15 protein-coding genes are annotated in these 18,045 nt (G+C 36.1%); 4 read left to right on the top strand and 11 right to left on the bottom strand.

Annotated elements, in window-relative coordinates; all coding sequences use genetic code 11:
• Positions 1-3: 3 nt before the first annotated feature.
• The 6 genes from BWI92_RS28225 to BWI92_RS13120 form a co-directional block, all read right to left on the bottom strand.
• A complete protein-coding gene (locus BWI92_RS28225; RefSeq protein WP_229363025.1) occupies positions 4-1,071 on the bottom strand; it encodes a SusC/RagA family TonB-linked outer membrane protein in 1,068 nt (355 codons plus the stop codon).
• 497 nt (positions 1,072-1,568) lie between these two features.
• A complete protein-coding gene (locus BWI92_RS13140; protein ID WP_095163715.1) occupies positions 1,569-2,768 on the bottom strand; it encodes a FecR family protein in 1,200 nt (399 codons plus the stop codon).
• Positions 2,769-2,919: 151 nt separating this feature from the next.
• Positions 2,920-3,516: an RNA polymerase sigma factor gene (locus tag BWI92_RS13135; RefSeq protein ID WP_095163714.1), complete on the bottom strand. Its 597-nt coding sequence runs from the start codon at positions 3,514-3,516 to the stop codon at positions 2,920-2,922.
• Between the two features lie 318 nt (positions 3,517-3,834).
• Positions 3,835-4,227 (bottom strand): hypothetical protein, encoded by a 393-nt coding sequence (locus BWI92_RS13130; RefSeq protein WP_095163713.1) that lies wholly within the window; start codon positions 4,225-4,227, stop codon positions 3,835-3,837.
• 231 nt (positions 4,228-4,458) lie between these two features.
• Positions 4,459-5,652: a retropepsin-like aspartic protease gene (locus BWI92_RS13125; protein WP_095163712.1), complete on the bottom strand. Its 1,194-nt coding sequence runs from the start codon at positions 5,650-5,652 to the stop codon at positions 4,459-4,461.
• A gap of 70 nt (positions 5,653-5,722) precedes the next feature.
• Positions 5,723-6,511, bottom strand: coding sequence for a helix-turn-helix transcriptional regulator (locus tag BWI92_RS13120; protein ID WP_095163711.1), 789 nt, complete (start codon positions 6,509-6,511; stop codon positions 5,723-5,725).
• A 669-nt stretch (positions 6,512-7,180) separates the two neighbouring features.
• Between BWI92_RS13120 and BWI92_RS13115 the strand changes: the two genes are divergently transcribed.
• Positions 7,181-7,945: a hypothetical protein gene (locus tag BWI92_RS13115; protein ID WP_095163710.1), complete on the top strand. Its 765-nt coding sequence runs from the start codon at positions 7,181-7,183 to the stop codon at positions 7,943-7,945.
• A 433-nt stretch (positions 7,946-8,378) separates the two neighbouring features.
• On the opposite strand, the gene BWI92_RS13110 is transcribed toward BWI92_RS13115, so the two are convergent.
• The 3 genes from BWI92_RS13110 to dnaK all read right to left on the bottom strand — a co-directional run bounded on the left by BWI92_RS13110 (position 8,379) and on the right by dnaK (position 11,459).
• Positions 8,379-8,630, bottom strand: coding sequence for a hypothetical protein (locus tag BWI92_RS13110; RefSeq protein ID WP_095163709.1), 252 nt, complete (start codon positions 8,628-8,630; stop codon positions 8,379-8,381).
• Positions 8,624-9,391, bottom strand: coding sequence for a DUF3883 domain-containing protein (locus tag BWI92_RS13105; RefSeq protein ID WP_095163708.1), 768 nt, complete (start codon positions 9,389-9,391; stop codon positions 8,624-8,626). The genes BWI92_RS13110 and BWI92_RS13105 overlap by 7 nt, the downstream gene beginning before the upstream one ends.
• A 163-nt stretch (positions 9,392-9,554) precedes the next feature.
• The gene (dnaK, locus tag BWI92_RS13100) at positions 9,555-11,459 is read right to left on the bottom strand and encodes a molecular chaperone DnaK (protein ID WP_095163707.1); all 1,905 of its coding nucleotides are present in this window, start codon (positions 11,457-11,459) and stop codon (positions 9,555-9,557) included.
• Positions 11,460-12,469: 1,010 nt separating this feature from the next.
• On the opposite strand from dnaK, the gene BWI92_RS13090 reads away from it, so the two are divergent.
• The gene (locus BWI92_RS13090) at positions 12,470-13,414 is read left to right on the top strand and encodes a D-2-hydroxyacid dehydrogenase (RefSeq protein ID WP_095163705.1); all 945 of its coding nucleotides are present in this window, start codon (positions 12,470-12,472) and stop codon (positions 13,412-13,414) included.
• A gap of 197 nt (positions 13,415-13,611) precedes the next feature.
• Here BWI92_RS13090 and BWI92_RS13085 read toward each other — a convergent pair whose 3' ends face one another.
• Positions 13,612-14,568 carry a hypothetical protein gene (locus BWI92_RS13085; protein ID WP_095163704.1) on the bottom strand — a complete coding sequence of 319 codons (957 nt, stop codon included), beginning with the start codon at positions 14,566-14,568 and terminating at the stop codon, positions 13,612-13,614.
• Positions 14,569-14,701: 133 nt separating this feature from the next.
• On the opposite strand from BWI92_RS13085, the gene BWI92_RS13080 reads away from it, so the two are divergent.
• Together BWI92_RS13080 and BWI92_RS13075 are read left to right on the top strand one after the other, a co-directional pair.
• On the top strand, positions 14,702-15,151 hold the full coding sequence (locus BWI92_RS13080; RefSeq protein ID WP_095163703.1) for a hypothetical protein: 450 nt from the start codon (positions 14,702-14,704) through the stop codon (positions 15,149-15,151).
• A 178-nt stretch (positions 15,152-15,329) separates the two neighbouring features.
• On the top strand, positions 15,330-16,145 hold the full coding sequence (locus tag BWI92_RS13075) for a Cof-type HAD-IIB family hydrolase (RefSeq protein ID WP_095163702.1): 816 nt from the start codon (positions 15,330-15,332) through the stop codon (positions 16,143-16,145).
• Positions 16,146-16,506: 361 nt separating this feature from the next.
• Here BWI92_RS13075 and BWI92_RS13070 read toward each other — a convergent pair whose 3' ends face one another.
• Positions 16,507-17,619, bottom strand: coding sequence for an XdhC family protein (locus tag BWI92_RS13070; RefSeq protein WP_095163701.1), 1,113 nt, complete (start codon positions 17,617-17,619; stop codon positions 16,507-16,509).
• Between the last annotated feature and the right edge of the window lie 426 nt (positions 17,620-18,045).

Genomic DNA, 18,045 nt, shown 5'->3' with positions numbered 1-18,045 from the left:
CCGTTAGACCAACACCTGTTTTTTCAAAAAATCTGTCAATTGGTCTGCATTCATCATGTTTAATCTGCTAGATACTTTTTCAGCACTGATGAATGAGCTATATGAAACTTGCATTTGTCCTGCTTTTCCTTTTTTAGTAGTTACCATGATTACCCCATTGGCAGCACGGTTACCATAAATTGCAGTAGCAGCAGCATCTTTCAATACGTCAATTGTAGCAATGTCATCTGGTGCGATCGTTGAAATATCAGCACCTGGCACTCCATCAATTACATAAAATGGACCTTGCGAGCTATTTAATGTAGACGCACCACGCATAACCACTGCGGCAGGCTTGTTAGGGTCACCACTTGCTGTGATGTTCAATCCTGGCACTTTACCTTGAAGCAACTGACCTACGTCAGTCATTGCGCCTTTATTCAATTCTTCTGTTTTTACAGAACTTACAGCACTTGATAAGTTTTTGCGTGATTGGCTACCATATCCAACCACTGCAACCTCAGTTAATGAAGTAGCAGATTCTTGTAAAGCAAGCGTAATAAATGTTTGATTACCAACGGCTACCTCTTTGCCATTAAAGCCAATGTATGAAAACACAAGCGTTTCATTCTTTGATGCATTTAGCGAAAATTCCCCATTAGCATCGGTAGTAGTACCACGAGTAGTACCCTTCACAGCCACACTCACGCCAACCAAAGGCTTACCGTCAGTCGATGAGGTTACTTTACCTTTTACAGGAGTTGCCACCACCTCGACAGGTGCCAATACAGGCGCCACTTTGGCAGGTTTCAATACAATAGTTTTGTCAACAATAGAGTATGCGATTTTCTCATTAGCAAAACATGATTCAAGAACTTCTTCAAGTTTGGCGTTTTTCAACGAAACGGTTACTTTATCAGACTTTTGCAACAAATCGGATTTATACCAAAAAGTATAACCGCTTTGACGTTCAATTTCTTTAAAAACCTGTGTAACACTAGCATTTCGAAGATTAATATTAAATCTCTGCGAAAAACTAACTGCACTTACCTGTAAACATATCGTAAGCGATAAAATAAAGGTTAGTTTCATGACCCTGTAAAGTTTTGTGGAAAAGTGCCCACGACAGGAAGCCGAAAGGCATGGCAAATCCAGCCTAATTTGGAAAATAGGATTGCGATTCATACTTTTGTTTGGGGTTTAAAAAATAAGATACTTGGAAAACTGATTTTTATCAAACTCCGAATGTAAGCGAAGACGTGCCAGCGTTTTCGCTTTTTCTTTGTTCAATGTCTTGTCGTGAAATAAGCGTCACGGGCACTGTTCTAGTTAAAAGGATATAAGTATTAGTGCTGAATTATGAGTTATGAATTGTGAATGAAAATTTAAAATTTCATAACCTTACATACTCAGTTGATCAAATCTTATTTTGCATGATTACTTAAGTTTACAAATACAGTATCTCAGTCGACTTAAAATTGTATTTGTAATTTACTAATCTATTGATGCTCATTTTTTTTCATAGTTAATAGGAAATCAATTTCCACGAACGCAATTCCACCCTATTTGTACTCAGTAGTAAACTTCACTTATGGAGTAATAATAATCTTTTTGCCCTCTATTTTAAAATCAACTTCACTCATAGACAGAATCTTTAGCACATTCGAGAGATTGGTATTGCGAGGAAGCTTTCCCGTAAAATGCTCGTTGGATATTTTACCAACATATTCAATATCAACATCGTACCAGCGCTCAATTTGACGCATTACCTGCTCTAGACTGGCATCATTAAATTGGAAATAGCCGTTCTTCCATGCCAATTCCTCTTCAATATTCACATCATTGACCGTTCTGAAAATATTGCTATTGATACCAACTTTTGATTGCTGACCAGGTTGTAAAATAGTCGTCTTTTCATTATTACTTACTTTTACCGAACCTTCTAGCAAAGTTGTTTTAATCACTTTTTCGTTCTGAAATGCCATCACATTAAAGTGTGTTCCCAAAACTTCAACCTCTTGTCCTTGGGTTACTACTTTAAAAGGCATTTTTGGATTTTTCGCCACTTCGAAGTATACCTCCCCTGTCATTTCTACTCTTCGTTCATTACCAGTAAACGCTGTAGGAAATCTCAAGCTAGAAGCAGCATTAAGCCATACTTTCGTACCATCTGACAATACCACCTGATATTGACCACCTTTGGGTGTTGTCAAGGTATTATACATTGGCTTAGTCGCGGCTACTTGTCCACCTTCATAAACGACTTTACCACTTTGGGTTTTACGAATATCTGTTTCTCCTTGCTTACCCAAACTTCCATTAGCAGAATTATCTAAAACTACTTTCGAGCCATCATCTAGTGTCAAAACAGCCTTATCTCCCCCTGGGAGCACATCGTGTTGTTCAAACGATTTTACTTCTACAATTCGGTTTTCGGTTCTCTTTAAATTTACGTTGTACTGTAACCAACCAAAAAAACTCAAACCTATGAGCAATGCCACCGAGGCAGCCATGCCATAAGTGGTTCGCCAAAAACTCACCTCCTGATACTCCTCCTCCACAGGCGTTTCATCGTCCTGATGATTAAAAATATTATTCAAGATTCTTTCTGACATTTCTTCGGGCATTACGCCCTCAGATTTGTAATTTTTCCAAACACCTGCGAGTTTTTGTCCTAATTCTAATTCAGAACTGGTATCTACCCACTTCATGAGCTCCTGCAATTCCTCTTCGGAACAGGAGCTTTGAAAATATTTATCTATCAAAAAGTCAATTCGTGTCGAAGGCATATCACTTCTATGGAGTTTACTCCCTTTGGATTATGGTTTTATTTAATATCCCAATGGTCAAAATTCGTAACCGAAGGGCTCACGGAAGAGGTTAGCAAAAAGAAGACAATTGTCAAAAAGGATAGGACTAGTCAAATTGAAAAAAAATAAATTATTTTTTCAATTCGTACCAAAAAGCTAAAGCCATCAAGATAACAGACTGATATTTAAGGCTTTTCTTAATCGTATTTAAGGCTTGAATAATGTGATTTTTTACGGTAAGTGGAGAAATATTAAGCATTTCCGCAATTTCATCATGTTTGAGATATTGCTCTCGGCTTAATTGATACACCAATTTTTGTTGTGGAGGCAATGTTTCAACAATTTGTTGAAGCAAAAATTGTGTTTCTTCAAACTGAATTTTATGATCCGTGCTGTAGTCCTCCTCAGTTTGGGTTTCGAGGTACTCGACATACAACAAAGCTTGACGAGCTCTGGATTTGAAGGAATTAATGGCATAATTTTTTGCCATTCTAAACAGATAGGAATCAAAAGAAATAATGTTTACTAAATCAGCTTTATCTTTCCAGAGTTTCAAAAAAATCTCTTGTATAATATCCTCCGCCACATCGCTAGATTCAGTAATTCGAAACAAATAACCATAAAGCTTATTTTTATACGTATGAAAAATCAAAGAAAATGCCTCTTCACTACCATTAGAGGCATGAATAAGTAGTTCTTTTTCATCATATAAAGTCTTTGTAGTCATTCAATCATTTATCATAAGGTAACTAATTCCAAATCGGATACTAGTATAAATCTACTCAATAATTTCAAGAAAATATAACTTTTGGATTATTATTGTATCATAATCATCCAATAATACTGTAATAAATTTTAATAAACGGAAACATAGTGCCGAAATACATCAGAAATCGATTGAAAAGCAAAAATACTTACCAACATAATAATAGTACTTTTCCAATATTTAATCAAAAATAATACAGAAGTATCTGTATAACAAAAAATCCCCAGCAATGTTTTTTAAGTCATCACTGGGGATTTTGCTACTGAATAGTTATGCTGTTTATTTCTTTTTCGCTTTCGGGTCCTCCAAACTAATGGCAATTCTAAAGCTTGTTTTTTTAGGACTATTATTTTTAACCATAAAAGTATAATCTTTCGTCACCGAAATAGTAGCCTGATAAGGGTCAGCATTTGGCTCAATCGACTCTTTACCTAATTCCATCATACCTTTTTTGGTATCGTCAATAAAACTCAATGTCAATACTTGTCCTTTCGTTGCTTTGAACACAAAACTTTTACTGCTGTTAGCTTCAACTTTTTGTTCCCATACCAAAGAATTAGAACCTTCCTTTGCAAAATCGATACGTTTTGGTGCTTGTGCCAACGAGGCATTTACCGCAACAACAAAAGTGAATAATACAAGAGTGGCGAGTTTGAAAATGTTGTTTTTCATGTGAGATATGTTAAAGTGTTTATCATGAGAAAATCTCCTAGATTGCCAAATTACAAGTTTTTTCAAGAGTAAACCAAAACACTTTAGAAAAAGAATGATGACAATTTGATGACAAAAAACAACAGGAAAATTCAGCGTTTAATCGGCTTTACTGGCGATTAAATTTAGGGGTAAATTTTGAAAAATGGCTAGTACTGGCTAGAAAGCCAGCACTAGCAGCGCAAGCAAATTTTAATCCATCCGTGAATACATCAAGTTATTCGGATTGAGATACATACAATTATTCCTAAAATCGATGATTGTTGTGAAGCGTTTCAAGATTAGATTACCAATATTTCCCAGTCTATCTGGTGTATCAGGATCTTTTTGAGGGACACTCAACTGGATATTATATAGCTCAAAATCCGCTATTTTTAGTCTTCTTAACAATACAACATCTGTTACAATATTGATACCCGTAGTTCCAATCGAACCAGATTCTCCCAGCTTTTTTAGCTTATCAGCTAAATTATTGTTGATAAAATATTCCTTCGAAATACTGAGTGAACCATCCGAACCCGAATCGAAATCAAACCATTCTTCGTATTCAGTATTATTCACAATCATCTTGCATTTTATATAAGGTATACCATCAATTAATCTAAAATCAACCTTTCTAAAATCACCAGAAATAGGTGGTAATGAGTCATACACAATCATTTTTTTTGTTTCATAGTTGATTTTTATAACTTTATTCTGAAAAGCCACCCAACCCAACACAGCATCGAAGGGGGAATCTCCGAAATCTATTGCTAGAAGTGGTACTTGATTCCAGGTTAATCCCTGTATTTTTAAAGTATTTTGAGCGCTTGTAGGCACTCTTTCCATTCCATCTGTTCCAACATTTAGAACCGAACCATCAATTTTTACATTCACTTTTTTATTGATCAATGGCGAAGATAATACTACACCAGAAGCGCCTGTATCAAACAAAAAGGTAAGCGTGTCAGAATTATTGATACTTCCTTTCAAATAAATTCGACTGTCCTCCCCTATGCTAAAGGGGATGGTATCATGCTTTGCTGACTTGTTCTTGGTATAAGCGTATTTTGGATAGCTAATAACTTGATTTTTATTGGTGTTAATTTGTGTTTTGATGGTATCCTTTCCATTTTGAACTATCAAAAAATCAACTATTTTATTCATCTCAACCTTGAAAGTGATTGAATCAATATCTGAGATATAAGTTATTTCTTGTGTTTTTGTAAATGGTTTCGGGACATACACATCAGGATTGGCCTTGGCGATAGGATGCTGCTCGTGAATTTCGGATTTTCCTTCTCTAATCTTAATGGTCTTGGCATTAGACTTAAGAATTGGCAACGTTTTTTGGGCAAATGAACATTGACAGAGTAAAAAAGATAGGATAAAAAATAGTTTTTTCATGTTTGAGAAGTTTGATTTGGTGCAAAATAACAAACCTCCCAACTCGTAAAATAGAACAAAATTAGCCTGATTAAAAATTTCTGAATGATTTTGGATTGAGTCCAGTCAAATGTTTGAAGGTTCGCAAAAAATGACTCTGATCTGAGAATCCGCAAAAAAGTGCAATCTCAGTCAAAGATTGATTCGATGATTTTAATAAATCTAAACTTCGCGTGATTCTTATTATTCTTACGTATTCACTAATGGTGCAGCCGATGTACTTTGGAAAATGCTTTGATATCGTCACAGGATGTACACCCAGTAAAATCGATAACTCTTCAAGACTGTGATTAAGATTCCAGTTGTCATTTAAAAACTCTTCAAGTTTTGTACACCATAAAATCTGTTGATAATCTTTGACATCTGCTTCGGCAACAAAATCTAATATAAGTGAATGTAGTGCAGTTTGAGTTAAGCCATCGTTGAAATTGAGTTCTGAATTTAGTTTGAGCATAAACAGCTTGCTTCTTACGTTTTTTAGCACTGCTTTTTCTAATAACTCTTCCGAAATATCATGTTTTTGCAAAAAATCGGAATCAATTTCAAGATTCAGGTTTTTAGTATCTGGTGTAAATGGAATTGTTTGGTGAAATTCTCCAGAGTGATAAAACAAAACATCCTTTGAAGTTTTAACAGCTGTTTGATTGTTTTTCCGTTCCAAATGCGCTCCATTAATGATAAAACTCAAATGCGGATTTGCATGATAATGGTAAGACTGATCGACCTTGTCATGATAGGCAGTTTTGCTCGTTATGATGCCCTCAAATTCAACTAAATTTAAGATATTCCCAGAATATTCACCTTTGTTTAGCGTACTCATATTTTATTATAAATGTAGTTTAGATCATATTGAAATCTTCGTTTTGCAGCCTAAAGAAAAGTATCCTTTATTCACATAGTATTCATTTAATCCTTTCAGTATATCAAAGGTAAAAGGAGGATTGGTTGAAAGCTTGTTGTAATAGCAATAGCGAAATTTAATGTTTTTTAGTTTAGAACGGAGCTTTATCCTTATAATTTTATCCTTATACATTATTTTCAAATGATTCAACTATTAGAAATTAGGATAGAATCCTTAGAAAATGTGAGTACTGGCTTGGAAGCCAGCACTAGCGGTGCTAGATTACTAGTTCAAGACTTAGTCTTGGACTCATTTTTTATACTGTTCCTAAACTGAAACAAAAGCTAGTCCGAGACCAAGTCTCGAACTAGGCAATAATACAATCTTTTTTGCAGGATAACTAAAACGCTCCGAGGTACGACAGTCGTTCCTAAGGCACTTTATCAATACAAATTCTTAACACCTATTTTCAAATGATTCAACTTTCTAAAATTAGGATAGAATCCCTAGAAAATATGAGTACTAGCTTGGAATTTAGCGATAGCAAGGGGAAATATTATATTTATTTCTTTTTAAATGCAAAATTCTACATTTATCTTTATTTGAAATATATTCTTGTAACTACATCAAGGATAAAACTAAACTTATATGAAAATCAAAGTACGCTACACAATCCGACTATTGTTGGGAATAATTCTCGTATCCTTAATTAATTTATCTGGTATCTCACAAAATATCATTGAACCGAGTTGGGAAATAAGTCCAGAAATGGGAGTAATAACTTCTCATTACGGAACAATTAATAGATTATTTTCGAATAAGACATTAATAAGACCAATTTTTGGGGTGGCTATTGTCAGAAATATTCATAAAAATTATAAAATCAAACTACAAACTGACTTTGTAAGGATTGGTAAAATAGATAAATACTATAACCCATTTGTGGCGGGTATACAATACCAAGATGATTTTATTCTCCCCTATATTCAGTCCGATTTATCTTTCAATTCAAAACTCAATTTGAAAAGAATAAAATTTAGCAGTCTGTCTTTCGGCGTAGGTGTATTTTTAGGCAAAATACTTACCCCTTATATAACAACGAAGATTATAGGAACTGATACTTGTACTTATCAATGTAACAATGGAACTGTAACAAACTATAGTTCTTTTAATTGGGGAATTTTAGCCGCGGCAGATTTGAATTTACAATCCTACATAAAATTGCCAATCTCTCTGAAAGTGAAATACAACTTAGGTATTTCTGATTTAAGAGATAGCAATATTTCCCCTCTTACAGGTATGGCATCTCCAATTAGAGTAACAACCAATTCATTATCAATTCAATTAAACTATTGGTTTTCCCTAAACAAAAAGAAACATGACAGCAAAACACTAATTCTTCCAGAAGATTAGTTTGCTTTTTATTTAGCACTTTCCGTATCCGCCTATTTTGGGTGAAGCTTACAATTCTATTGCTGCAATTGAGGATAAAATTCGTAGAAAATGTTAGTGCTGGATAGGAAGCAAGTGCTAGCAGGCAAGACACACGGAAATATATCAGCACCGTAGGTGCGACAGTTTGGTAGCAATGATCTAACAGGAGAATATTAAAAAGCGCCGTAGGTGCGACAGAATATGGTTTGTTTTCTGTCGCACCTACGGCGCTTAAATGATTATAATTCATATCGAAAATACTACCAAACTGTCGCTCCTACGGAGCTATGCTATTATTAACTTATCCTTGAAACTATTTTCAAATAGTTTGGTATTTTGAAATTGAGACGGATTTTTTAGAAAATGGTTGTACAACGGTGGAGCAAAGTATTAGAGATCTTTTATCTTTAATTTACCTAAATACAAACCCATCAACTATATCCTTGATATCCTCCTCATGTTCGTACATGATTACTCTATGAATCAAGGTATTTAGTATATCTTGAATTTCTTGTTGGGTGGAAAAATCCTTGAGAAAATAATATGCTTTTTGATTTTCAATAAGTTCAACATACAATTCTTCACGAATAGAATCCGAGTAGCTATTTTCTTGTTTAACTAATAGTTCTTCAAGAATTGCTATTTTTTCTGTAGTGCTTAGCATATTTTAGAAACTAAGTGATACTCTTTTATTTCTTCCGTTTTACGAATAACCTCTTCAAATGCTAAACAATTCACAGGATTATCTACTGTTACTATTTTGGGTGTATCGTTAAGATTAAGGATAATTGTTAAGATATAGTCCTTGGTATACTCTTTTGCTTTTTGATACTCTTTTTGTGTGAGACGAATATTTCCTTTTTTTTCTCTTACTCCTTTCACCTCTATCAAAAAATTCTGTGGGTTCACATCTAGTTCAAAGTCGTATCCATCTCCATACAATCGTGCATCCAATAACTCACCATCTTCAAAACCTGCGATATTTTTATAGTTATTCATAAAGTACAACTCTGCTTCAAGTCCAGTTTCTTGAAGTTTTCTAAATCGGCTTTGTGTAATAGGTTTTACTTTGGCAACAAAATCATTTATTTGATATTTTTCTTGTAAAAATAGTTTCACAATGTTTGAGAAACCTTTCACATCTTCAAAGCCCAACAAACTATCAATTAATTGTTTACGATGAATGTATGCATCACCTTTTTGCCACCAACCTTTTCGTCCATTATCAAAAAAAGGGTCAAATAAATCCATTCGATTCTTAACTACACTTCCAGTTTCTACAATATTCAGCTGTACAAAATACTCAAAAAATGAGCTTTTAGTCTCAAAACTGAATTCTTTGATAAAGTTATTGTCAAACTTAGCTAATCCATAACCAAGCAAATTTAAGATTTCATAGTTTTGATGTTTAGCGGGATTGAGCATATTAATAGGGGTGTTTAAAATGAGATAATATTAAAAATCACTTAGCAAACATCACAAAAAAGTGCTACAAAATCTCCTTTCAAAAAACTGAAAGATTCCCGAAGGGAGATTCTATAGCACTTTAATATATTTAGCCAGAGGCTAAGGGTCGGTTACCGACTTCTTATTTCACTTCTTCAAATGGAACGTCTTCTGCTTGTGAAGAACCACCACCTGCGTTAGCTGATTGACCTGCATCGCCAGTTGGTTGAGCTGCGTCACCACCTTGAGCGTACATTTCTTGAGATGCTGCCATCCAAGCGTTGTTCAATTTTTCTAATGAAGCATCGATAGAAGCAATATCACGTGACGCGTGTGCTGTACGTAATTCAGCTAATGCACCTTCAATAGCAGTTTTGTTTCCTTCTGAAAGTTTTTCACCGTATTCTTTCAATTGTTTTTCTGTTTGGAAAATCAATGAGTCTGCTTGGTTCACTTTCTCGATTTTTTCTTTTTCTGCTTTATCTGCTGCCTCGTTAGCTTTCGCTTCTTGACGCATTCTTTCGATTTCTGCATCTGTCAAACCGCTAGATGCTTCGATACGGATGTTGTTTTCTTTACCTGTACCTTTATCTTTCGCTGATACATGCAAGATACCGTTGGCATCTATATCGAAAATTACTTCGATTTGAGGAACACCACGTGGTGCTGGTGGAATACCGTCTAAGTGGAAACGACCTAATGAACGGTTGTTAGCTGCCATTGGACGCTCACCTTGTAAAATGTTCAATTCTACAGATGGTTGGCTATCAGATGCCGTTGAGAATACCTCAGACTTACGAGTTGGGATTGTTGTGTTTGCTTCAATCAATTTAGTGAACACGCCACCCATAGTCTCGATACCTAATGACAAAGGAATAACGTCTAGCAACAATACATCTTTTACTTCACCTGTCAATACACCACCTTGAACTGCTGCACCGATTGCTACTGCTTCGTCAGGGTTAACGCCTTTAGATGCTTTTTTACCCCAGAATTTCTCTACTTCTTCAACTACACGTGGGATACGAGTCGAACCACCTACCAAGATAACTTCGTCGATATCAGAGTTGCTATAGCCAGAGTTTTTCATAGCACGACGGCAAGGCTCCAACATTCTTTGAATCAAAGTATCAGCCAATTGCTCAAATTTAGCACGTGACAATGAACGTACTAAGTGTTTAGGCATACCATTTACTGGGAAGATATATGGCAAGTTGATTTCAGTTGATGCACCAGAAGACAACTCGATTTTAGCTTTCTCTGCTGCTTCTTTCAAACGTTGCAATGCCATAGCATCTTGACGCAAATCAACCCCTTCGTCATTTTTAAATTCGTCTGCCAACCAGTTGATGATTACTTGGTCGAAGTCGTCACCACCTAAGTGAGTATCACCGTCAGTTGATTTTACTTCGAATACGCCATCACCTAATTCCAAGATTGAAATATCGAAAGTACCACCACCAAGGTCAAATACTGCGATTTTCATATCTTTACCACCTTTGTCCAAACCGTAAGCCAAAGCAGCAGCAGTTGGTTCGTTGATGATACGTTTTACTTCCAAACCAGCGATTGCACCAGCTTCTTTTGTAGCCTGACGCTCAGCATCGTTGAAGTATGCAGGAACTGTAATAACAGCTTCAGTAACAGTTTGACCTAAATAATCTTCAGCAGTTTGCTTCATTTTAGTCAAAATCTGTGCTGAGATTTCTTGTGGTGTATATAAACGATCACCGATACGAACGCGTGGAGTATCGTTTGAACCTTGTTCTACTGTGTAAGCAATTGTTTTAAGCTCGCTACCTACTTCAGAATAGCGCTTACCCATAAAACGTTTGATTGAAGAAATCGTGTTTGTAGGGTTTGTAATTGCTTGACGCTTTGCTGGATCTCCTACTTTACGCTCTCCGTTTCCGTTATCCAAAAATGCTACGATTGAAGGTGTAGTACGACGACCTTCTGAGTTAGCGATTACGACTGGCTCGTTACCTTCCATAACTGCAACACAAGAGTTGGTTGTGCCTAAGTCAATACCGATAATTTTTCCCATTGCTAGAGTGAATTAATTATTGTTAAATATCTTGTTTTCTTTTTAAGTCAAATGTCAAGATTGGTTTATTCCACCTTTCGGACTGTGCCTTTCGCATCTTTTTTTCATCTGACGACGTAAAGTATTTAACAATCTTAATGCCAACCGAAAATTCAGTTAATTTTGCTGACAATCTGTCAGTATGCCAAAATAGCCCATTTTTAATGCCTGACAAAAGATTAGGCACTATGACAGGAATGGCATATTCTTTGGAGTGATGAGTTTTGAGTTGGGAGTTTTGAATAGGTTAAAAATATTGGGGATTTGGGATTGCTGATTTCGGAAATGTTAGAAAAATACCTTTGTTTTCCAAAATATAAAAGATTACACTTCCGAAATCCAACATCCGATATCAGATATCCGAAATATACCGTTTAGTGGAATACTAATTTAGGGTTGCATCTACATTCCTAAAAATAAAAAAGATACACAAAGAGGATTTATCTAAGTTTAGTTTTAAAACTAAGAGTTTGAAAGAAATATGATAGCACTTACTCGGTGAATTAATTCACCGAGTAAAAAAGAAAACGCCAATTTCAAAGAACCAATAACCAGTAACACTGACAAAGGCTGTTAAGTAGAATTCTACCTACTACATACTTTTAGAAGAAATAGATTTCAGAGTATTAAGGTCAATTTATTAAGTTAGTGGGCAAAATAAAATTTAAGATTATGCTTTGGGCTTTCAGGTAACGGCTTTCGGCGGTGGGTTTTGAAAAAAAGCATGGCGATGGATAATAAAAAACATTTTAACACTCTGTGCCTTTTGCCTGTTGCCTTGTCCCTTAACCCATCACTTAAATCTAATTCTGTACGATTTATTAAGTAATCGTGCAAAATAATATTTAATCAACAGAAGATGTAAGATGCTGATAATTAAAATTTTACATTCATAATTCACAACTCACAATTCAGCACTAATACTTAACTTATATACCGTTAACTTTTAATTTCCAGCAACTTATCTCGAAATGAAAATTTATATCCACACATTACTCAACGATGCTGAAAAGCAGCTATTAGTCAACGCATTATCTCCAGAAAAAGGCTACCAGCTCAGTTTTGGAGATACCTTATTACCCGAAAATCGTAAGGAAACCTTCTTAGAGGCAAGCGTATGTATGGGCAATGTACCCTTAAATTGGGCAGAGGAAAGTACAAAACTACAATGGCTACAGCTGCATTCTGCTGGCTTAGACCCCTATCAGCAATTATCCCACAGCCGTTTCCCAATCACGCATCTCAAAGGATTTTTTGGTCAGTCTGTAGCAGAAACCGCAGTGGCAGGTATCATGGCAGTCTATCGTGGCATCGACCGTTTGTCTGTGCTACAAACTCAAAATCACTGGGTAGGTGGCAGTATTCGTCCTTCTTTGCATTTATTATTTAGAAAAAAAGTGGGGATTTTAGGAAATGGCGCGATTGGTCAAACGGTAGCAAAAATCCTAAAGGGTTTTGACTGCGACATTAAAATCTTTTCAAAAACGGCCATCGAAGGAGAAGTTTGGTCGTGGTCTGACATAGGAGACTATTTACCTGAGCTAGATATTTTAGTCGCATGTTTGCCAGAAACTACCGAAACTATTGGCTTGATTGATGAGGCTTTTCTTAATCAAATGAAAAAAGAAGCCTTGTTTGTCAATGTAGGTCGTGGCTCGGCAGTGGACGAACCTGTTTTAATCGAAAAGCTACAAAGTGGTGCTATCGCTGGGGCTGTTTTAGATGTTACGGTAGAAGAACCGCTTCCAGAAAATCATGTCTTGTGGAATATGCCCAATGTGCTTTTGACGCAACATTCGTCAGGAGGATGGGCAGAGGAAAACGCTGATAAGGTGCGAGTATTCTTAAACAATCTTCAACGTTTTGAAAACAATGAGCCATTAGAAAATATCGCAGATTTGGCGAAAGGATACTAGGGAGTGAGGAGTTTTGAGTGCGGAGTTATCCGCATTCAAAACCCCGTAGAGACGTAATATTTTACGTCTCCAAACCAAAGAACCCAAACCCAAAATACTAGTTCAAGACTTTGTCTTGGACTTTTTTTTAAAACAGTTTATAAACTGGAGAAAATGCTAGTCCGAGACAAAGTCTCGAACTAGTCTCTATAGAAAAATTAAATTCCTAATTTTGACATCAACTTGGCGCCCATACTGTTTTTATTTGAAATATATCGCACGCTCGCACCGATATATGGGGCTGTGCCAGGGTGATAAGTTTGAAGATTTTCTACGGCAGAATTAAAAATTTTGTCTTGTCTAAAGGTAACAATTCCTCCTTCCAAGGATAAATTGAATACTTTCAGAACGTGAGCATTAGCGGAAACTGTGAATTTTAGATGCTGATAATTTTCTTTTCTCGCCAACTTTTCTCCTGAACCAAATTCCTGAAAACCTGCGCTGTAGCCTCCTAAAGCAATATTTCCTCCCAGATTAAACCATTCTGTGATTTTGCGAGTACCTGTTACCTGAAATGGCAAAATCCCAGAAATACGCCAATCTTCGTTGATACGTTTGTTAAAACCAAAAATTGGGATAATTCTAAATTTTTGATTGAAAGCCACCGCCGTTCCGTACATGATTTGGGTATTTAATCCCAATATTCTAACACGAGCCGCCCCACCCCACAAAAAAGGTTGTGGCGAAAAAAAGGTCTCGTTTGATTCAGTAATACCTAAGCCTCCGCCATAGAGCCAGAACTTGTCTCGCAAACTTGCTTTTAACTGAAAAACTCCAGCCGAAAGGGTTTTATAACCACCAGAGGGAGTTTCCTTCCCTGAAATGGTAGGATTAATCTGACTCAAATTGGCTACTAAAAAAGTGTGCTTTGCTTGAATATCAAACTTTTTCCCGAAACCAATTCCTACATTGAAATCAGTGGAAAGTGGCACAAAGCCAAGCGTTGAAGTACGAGTAAGTCCAAAGTCTTTGCCATCGCCCATATTGGCAGAGGGCATCGCTTCGGTTTTGATGGTAATATTAGGATAGAAAATTTGTGAGATTGAGTTGTTTTGGGCATTAGCATGCAATCCTAACGCCGAAAGAGAAATTGTAAAGCAGATTTTTTTGAACATATTATCAAAGGTTATATGCGGATTTAACGAAGAAATTCCACAAATAGTATGATGGTCATGCAACCCTCCTACGCACCGCAACGTCTATACGAGTAGCTCATAAATCTATTCGTTTACTAAACATCTTCACATCATGAAATTTTTTGCTTACACCCTAGTATTGCTGGCGGGTATCGCCGCGTTTAGTTCTTGCAATCATCTCTTCAAATGTGAAGGCTATGCTTGTGTTTCTCCTCCTCCTATTCCTAGGTTTTCTATTTTTAACGCTTCAGGAAAAAACATTACAGACTCTACCAGTTTTTATATCGGCAGTGCTGGTGATGAAACCAAGTACAAGGGTACTGTAGTTGGAACTCCTACAGCAGTTATTTATTGGGATATCATGTTTACCAAAGCAGGTAATGGCATTAAGGATTTTGAACTCTTTATAAACGATACCAAAATAGGAAACATCGTTTATGAAACAGCAGTGGTAAAATCCGAATGTTGTTCTAACTCTGTGATTAATACCTTGAATTTCAATGGTAATTCTATATTGGCTTCTCAAAATCAATATGGTGTTTACGAACTAAAACTAAAATGATTTAAAGATTTTTTTATCTTTTCAAAAGAACTTTCTTGAATATTCAAAGGGATAAGAATAGGATGCAATACAAGCCCTTATTTTTGTGGAGTAGCGGTAAAATCAACATTCATTTTACCGCTACTCAAAGCGATTACCAGAACACCGTAATCGTGATTTCACAAAATATTTATCCCCTATGAAATATAAAATGTTGGTATTGGACATGGACGACACTTTGTTGACCGATGACCACCGTATCTCAAAAAAGAATAAATCTGCCATCGCGCAGGCACAAGAAGCAGGCGTAAAAGTGGTATTGGCTTCTGGCAGACCTACTCCAGCCATGTTGAGTTATGCCAAAGAACTTGGCTTGCATCAAAATAACTCTTATATCTTGGCTTACAATGGGGCTGTGATATTGGATATGACCACAGAAGAGGTACTTTTTGAACAAAGTATTAGCAAAGAAGATATTCATGCTTTGTATGACTTTAGTCAAGAAAACGGCGTACATATTATTACCTATTTGGATGGCAATATTATCGCCTCTTCAGAATCGCCATATATCGATATTGAAACTCAAATTACAGGGATGCCATTGATTAAGGTTGATGACTTTAAGAAAGCAGTAGACCGTGATTCGGTCAAATGTATTATGCTCGATGAGCCTGAGCGTTTGGTTGAGGTTATGGCAAAACTTAAAGCGCAAGTCAATCACAAAAGCATAACTACGTCCAAACCTTTCTTCTTGGAAATCATGCAATTGGGTATTGACAAGGCTGCAAGTTTGGATAGATTAGCTCAAAAATTAGGTATTTCATCTGACGAAATTATTGCTGTTGGCAATGCCAGCAATGATCTAACTATGATACAATATGCAGGATTAGGAGTATGGGTCGACAACGTAGAAGATGCCCTACGTCATCATGCCGATGTAGTGGTTGCTTCGAACAACGAAGACGGTGTTGCTGAAGTAATTGAAAGATTTATTTTGGAGGAAACGTTAGTGTAAATAGGATATATTTCCGCAAATGTTCATCAAACATGAGTCATCCCGAATTTAGCGATTTAGTGAATAAGTGGTTGAGTGATTATGTAAAAATTTCCATCAGTAGAGACGCAATGATTGCGTCTTAAGCCATTCATATCTAGCATAGTAGCATCAAAAAAGCGGTCGAAAAATATGTTTTCGACCGCTTTTTTGATAAAAATTTGGAGAATAATCCCAATCCTAAAAATTAGGGATGACTCATGTTTCAAAATGTATTTTAGAATGACGCTTTTCAGACGCAAAGTATTGCGTCGCTACAACTAGGCTCCAATTAAAGAAAATTACTCATTCACTCAACCGCTCAATCACTCAATAATAAAAGCTAGCTCTCATAAATTGGCTTATCCCTTAGTCTAAGTCGTTGTCCTGAACGACCTGCAAACATCGCACGGATTTCGGCGATGATAGAAATAGCTATTTCTTCAGGAGTACTTGCCCCTATATCCAAGCCTACGGGCGTAGCGATTCTTGCTAAATCTTCTGGTGAAATTGGACTTCTCTCTTCCTCCATTTTTGTAAACATTTTATCTGTACGCTTTTTAGGACCAAGCATCCCAATGTATTTAATGGGCGTTGCTAATAAATTTCTCATGTTTTTAAAATCTGTCTCATAATCATGCGCCATGAGAACCGCGACGGTATATGCATCTATTTCCACAGTTTCGGCATCCTCTTTGGCAATAACATGATCTGCCCAATCAAACAGGCGTTTGTGAACCTTTAAAGGATTACACACTACCGAAACTTTCCAGCCTACTTCTTTGCTGAGTTGCACCATAGGGTAGATATCGTAATTACCCCCGTAAATCAAAATATGAGTAGCGGGTAAAATTACCTCAACAAATAACCCTATCTCGGCTCCACTGTCTAAGGTAAAATGATAGGAACTTGATTTTTCAGAAAATAATGCGCCTTCTACAGCTTTTGTGACTTCGTCATGTATTTCGTTAACAGGAAAATCAACGGCAATACTATCGTTATCAAATTTATACACAGCTCCCAAAGGCAATTGCTCAGGTATATCTGTAGCAGTAACGGTTACTACAACCGTTGGAACGCGTTTGTCAAGAATATCTGACAAAATAGCGACAGGGTTATTACTGTCATTTGGGTCGATAGGGGTCAGTAATACGTCAATTATGCCATTACAACCCAATCCCACTCCTATTTGATAAGGATCATCGTCGGTTGTATCGTAAGTAACAATGGTAGATTTACCTTGTGCCATCGCTAAACGAGCCCTTTTGAGTGCATCACCCTCGAGGCAGCCTCCACTAATACCACCAATCCACTCTCCTGAATCACTCACTAGCATTCGCGCACCCGCACGTCGGTAGGATGAGCCCTCTACTCTCACAACCGTTGCCAGAGCTGCTGAATGAGTCTCAAAGTCCATTTTGAGATAGGCCTCTACAATAGCCTTAATTTCTTTCATAAATTTATCCTTTCGATAATAATATTCGGTAGTTCTTTTTTCAAGTTATTCGTCACGAATGACAATTTTACAAAATCTCAACATATACATTCCTATTTTTTCTCCCAGCTATGCTTTTTTTCGACCAAAGGCTAATTTCTTTACCTTAAATGCTTCCAACCAATTTGATATCCACCACTACTACCAATTTGGTCAAAAGTTTGTTAAGACAAGTCCAATCTTTTTTCAAATCCAAAAGGTAATTATATTTTTTCAAGACAAATAACTCTAAAAATTGTACTATTTCAAAACAACTTGATTAAATACAAGTTTTACTTTGAAAGATAAAAAATGTTTTATAAAATAGAGAAATAATTCAATTTAAAATTATCAAAACAAGTTAACATTTGGTAATTCCTTAAAATTAAATTAGAAAAATACAATTGA

It is taken from the genome of Flectobacillus sp. BAB-3569 (assembly GCF_002270355.1).
GTDB lineage: Bacteria > Bacteroidota > Bacteroidia > Cytophagales > Spirosomataceae > Flectobacillus > Flectobacillus roseus.
This window is presented reverse-complemented; position numbering and strand designations above follow the sequence as displayed.

What these genes read in the sequence shown, in the direction of transcription:
- BWI92_RS13130 (WP_095163713.1), bottom strand. Translation starts at nt 4,227, where the DNA reads ATGAAAAACAACATTTTCAAACTCGCCACTCTTGTATTATTCACTTTT.
- BWI92_RS13070 (WP_095163701.1), bottom strand. Translation starts at nt 17,619, where the DNA reads ATGAAAGAAATTAAGGCTATTGTAGAGGCCTATCTCAAAATGGACTTT.
- BWI92_RS13075 (WP_095163702.1), top strand. Translation starts at nt 15,330, where the DNA reads ATGAAATATAAAATGTTGGTATTGGACATGGACGACACTTTGTTGACC.
- BWI92_RS13140 (WP_095163715.1), bottom strand. Translation starts at nt 2,768, where the DNA reads ATGCCTTCGACACGAATTGACTTTTTGATAGATAAATATTTTCAAAGC.
- BWI92_RS13135 (WP_095163714.1), bottom strand. Translation starts at nt 3,516, where the DNA reads ATGACTACAAAGACTTTATATGATGAAAAAGAACTACTTATTCATGCC.
- BWI92_RS13125 (WP_095163712.1), bottom strand. Translation starts at nt 5,652, where the DNA reads ATGAAAAAACTATTTTTTATCCTATCTTTTTTACTCTGTCAATGTTCA.
- BWI92_RS13120 (WP_095163711.1), bottom strand. Translation starts at nt 6,511, where the DNA reads ATGAGTACGCTAAACAAAGGTGAATATTCTGGGAATATCTTAAATTTA.
- BWI92_RS13085 (WP_095163704.1), bottom strand. Translation starts at nt 14,568, where the DNA reads ATGTTCAAAAAAATCTGCTTTACAATTTCTCTTTCGGCGTTAGGATTG.
- BWI92_RS13090 (WP_095163705.1), top strand. Translation starts at nt 12,470, where the DNA reads ATGAAAATTTATATCCACACATTACTCAACGATGCTGAAAAGCAGCTA.
- BWI92_RS13110 (WP_095163709.1), bottom strand. Translation starts at nt 8,630, where the DNA reads ATGCTAAGCACTACAGAAAAAATAGCAATTCTTGAAGAACTATTAGTT.
- BWI92_RS28225 (WP_229363025.1), bottom strand. Translation starts at nt 1,071, where the DNA reads ATGAAACTAACCTTTATTTTATCGCTTACGATATGTTTACAGGTAAGT.
- dnaK (WP_095163707.1), bottom strand. Translation starts at nt 11,459, where the DNA reads ATGGGAAAAATTATCGGTATTGACTTAGGCACAACCAACTCTTGTGTT.
- BWI92_RS13105 (WP_095163708.1), bottom strand. Translation starts at nt 9,391, where the DNA reads ATGCTCAATCCCGCTAAACATCAAAACTATGAAATCTTAAATTTGCTT.
- BWI92_RS13080 (WP_095163703.1), top strand. Translation starts at nt 14,702, where the DNA reads ATGAAATTTTTTGCTTACACCCTAGTATTGCTGGCGGGTATCGCCGCG.
- BWI92_RS13115 (WP_095163710.1), top strand. Translation starts at nt 7,181, where the DNA reads ATGAAAATCAAAGTACGCTACACAATCCGACTATTGTTGGGAATAATT.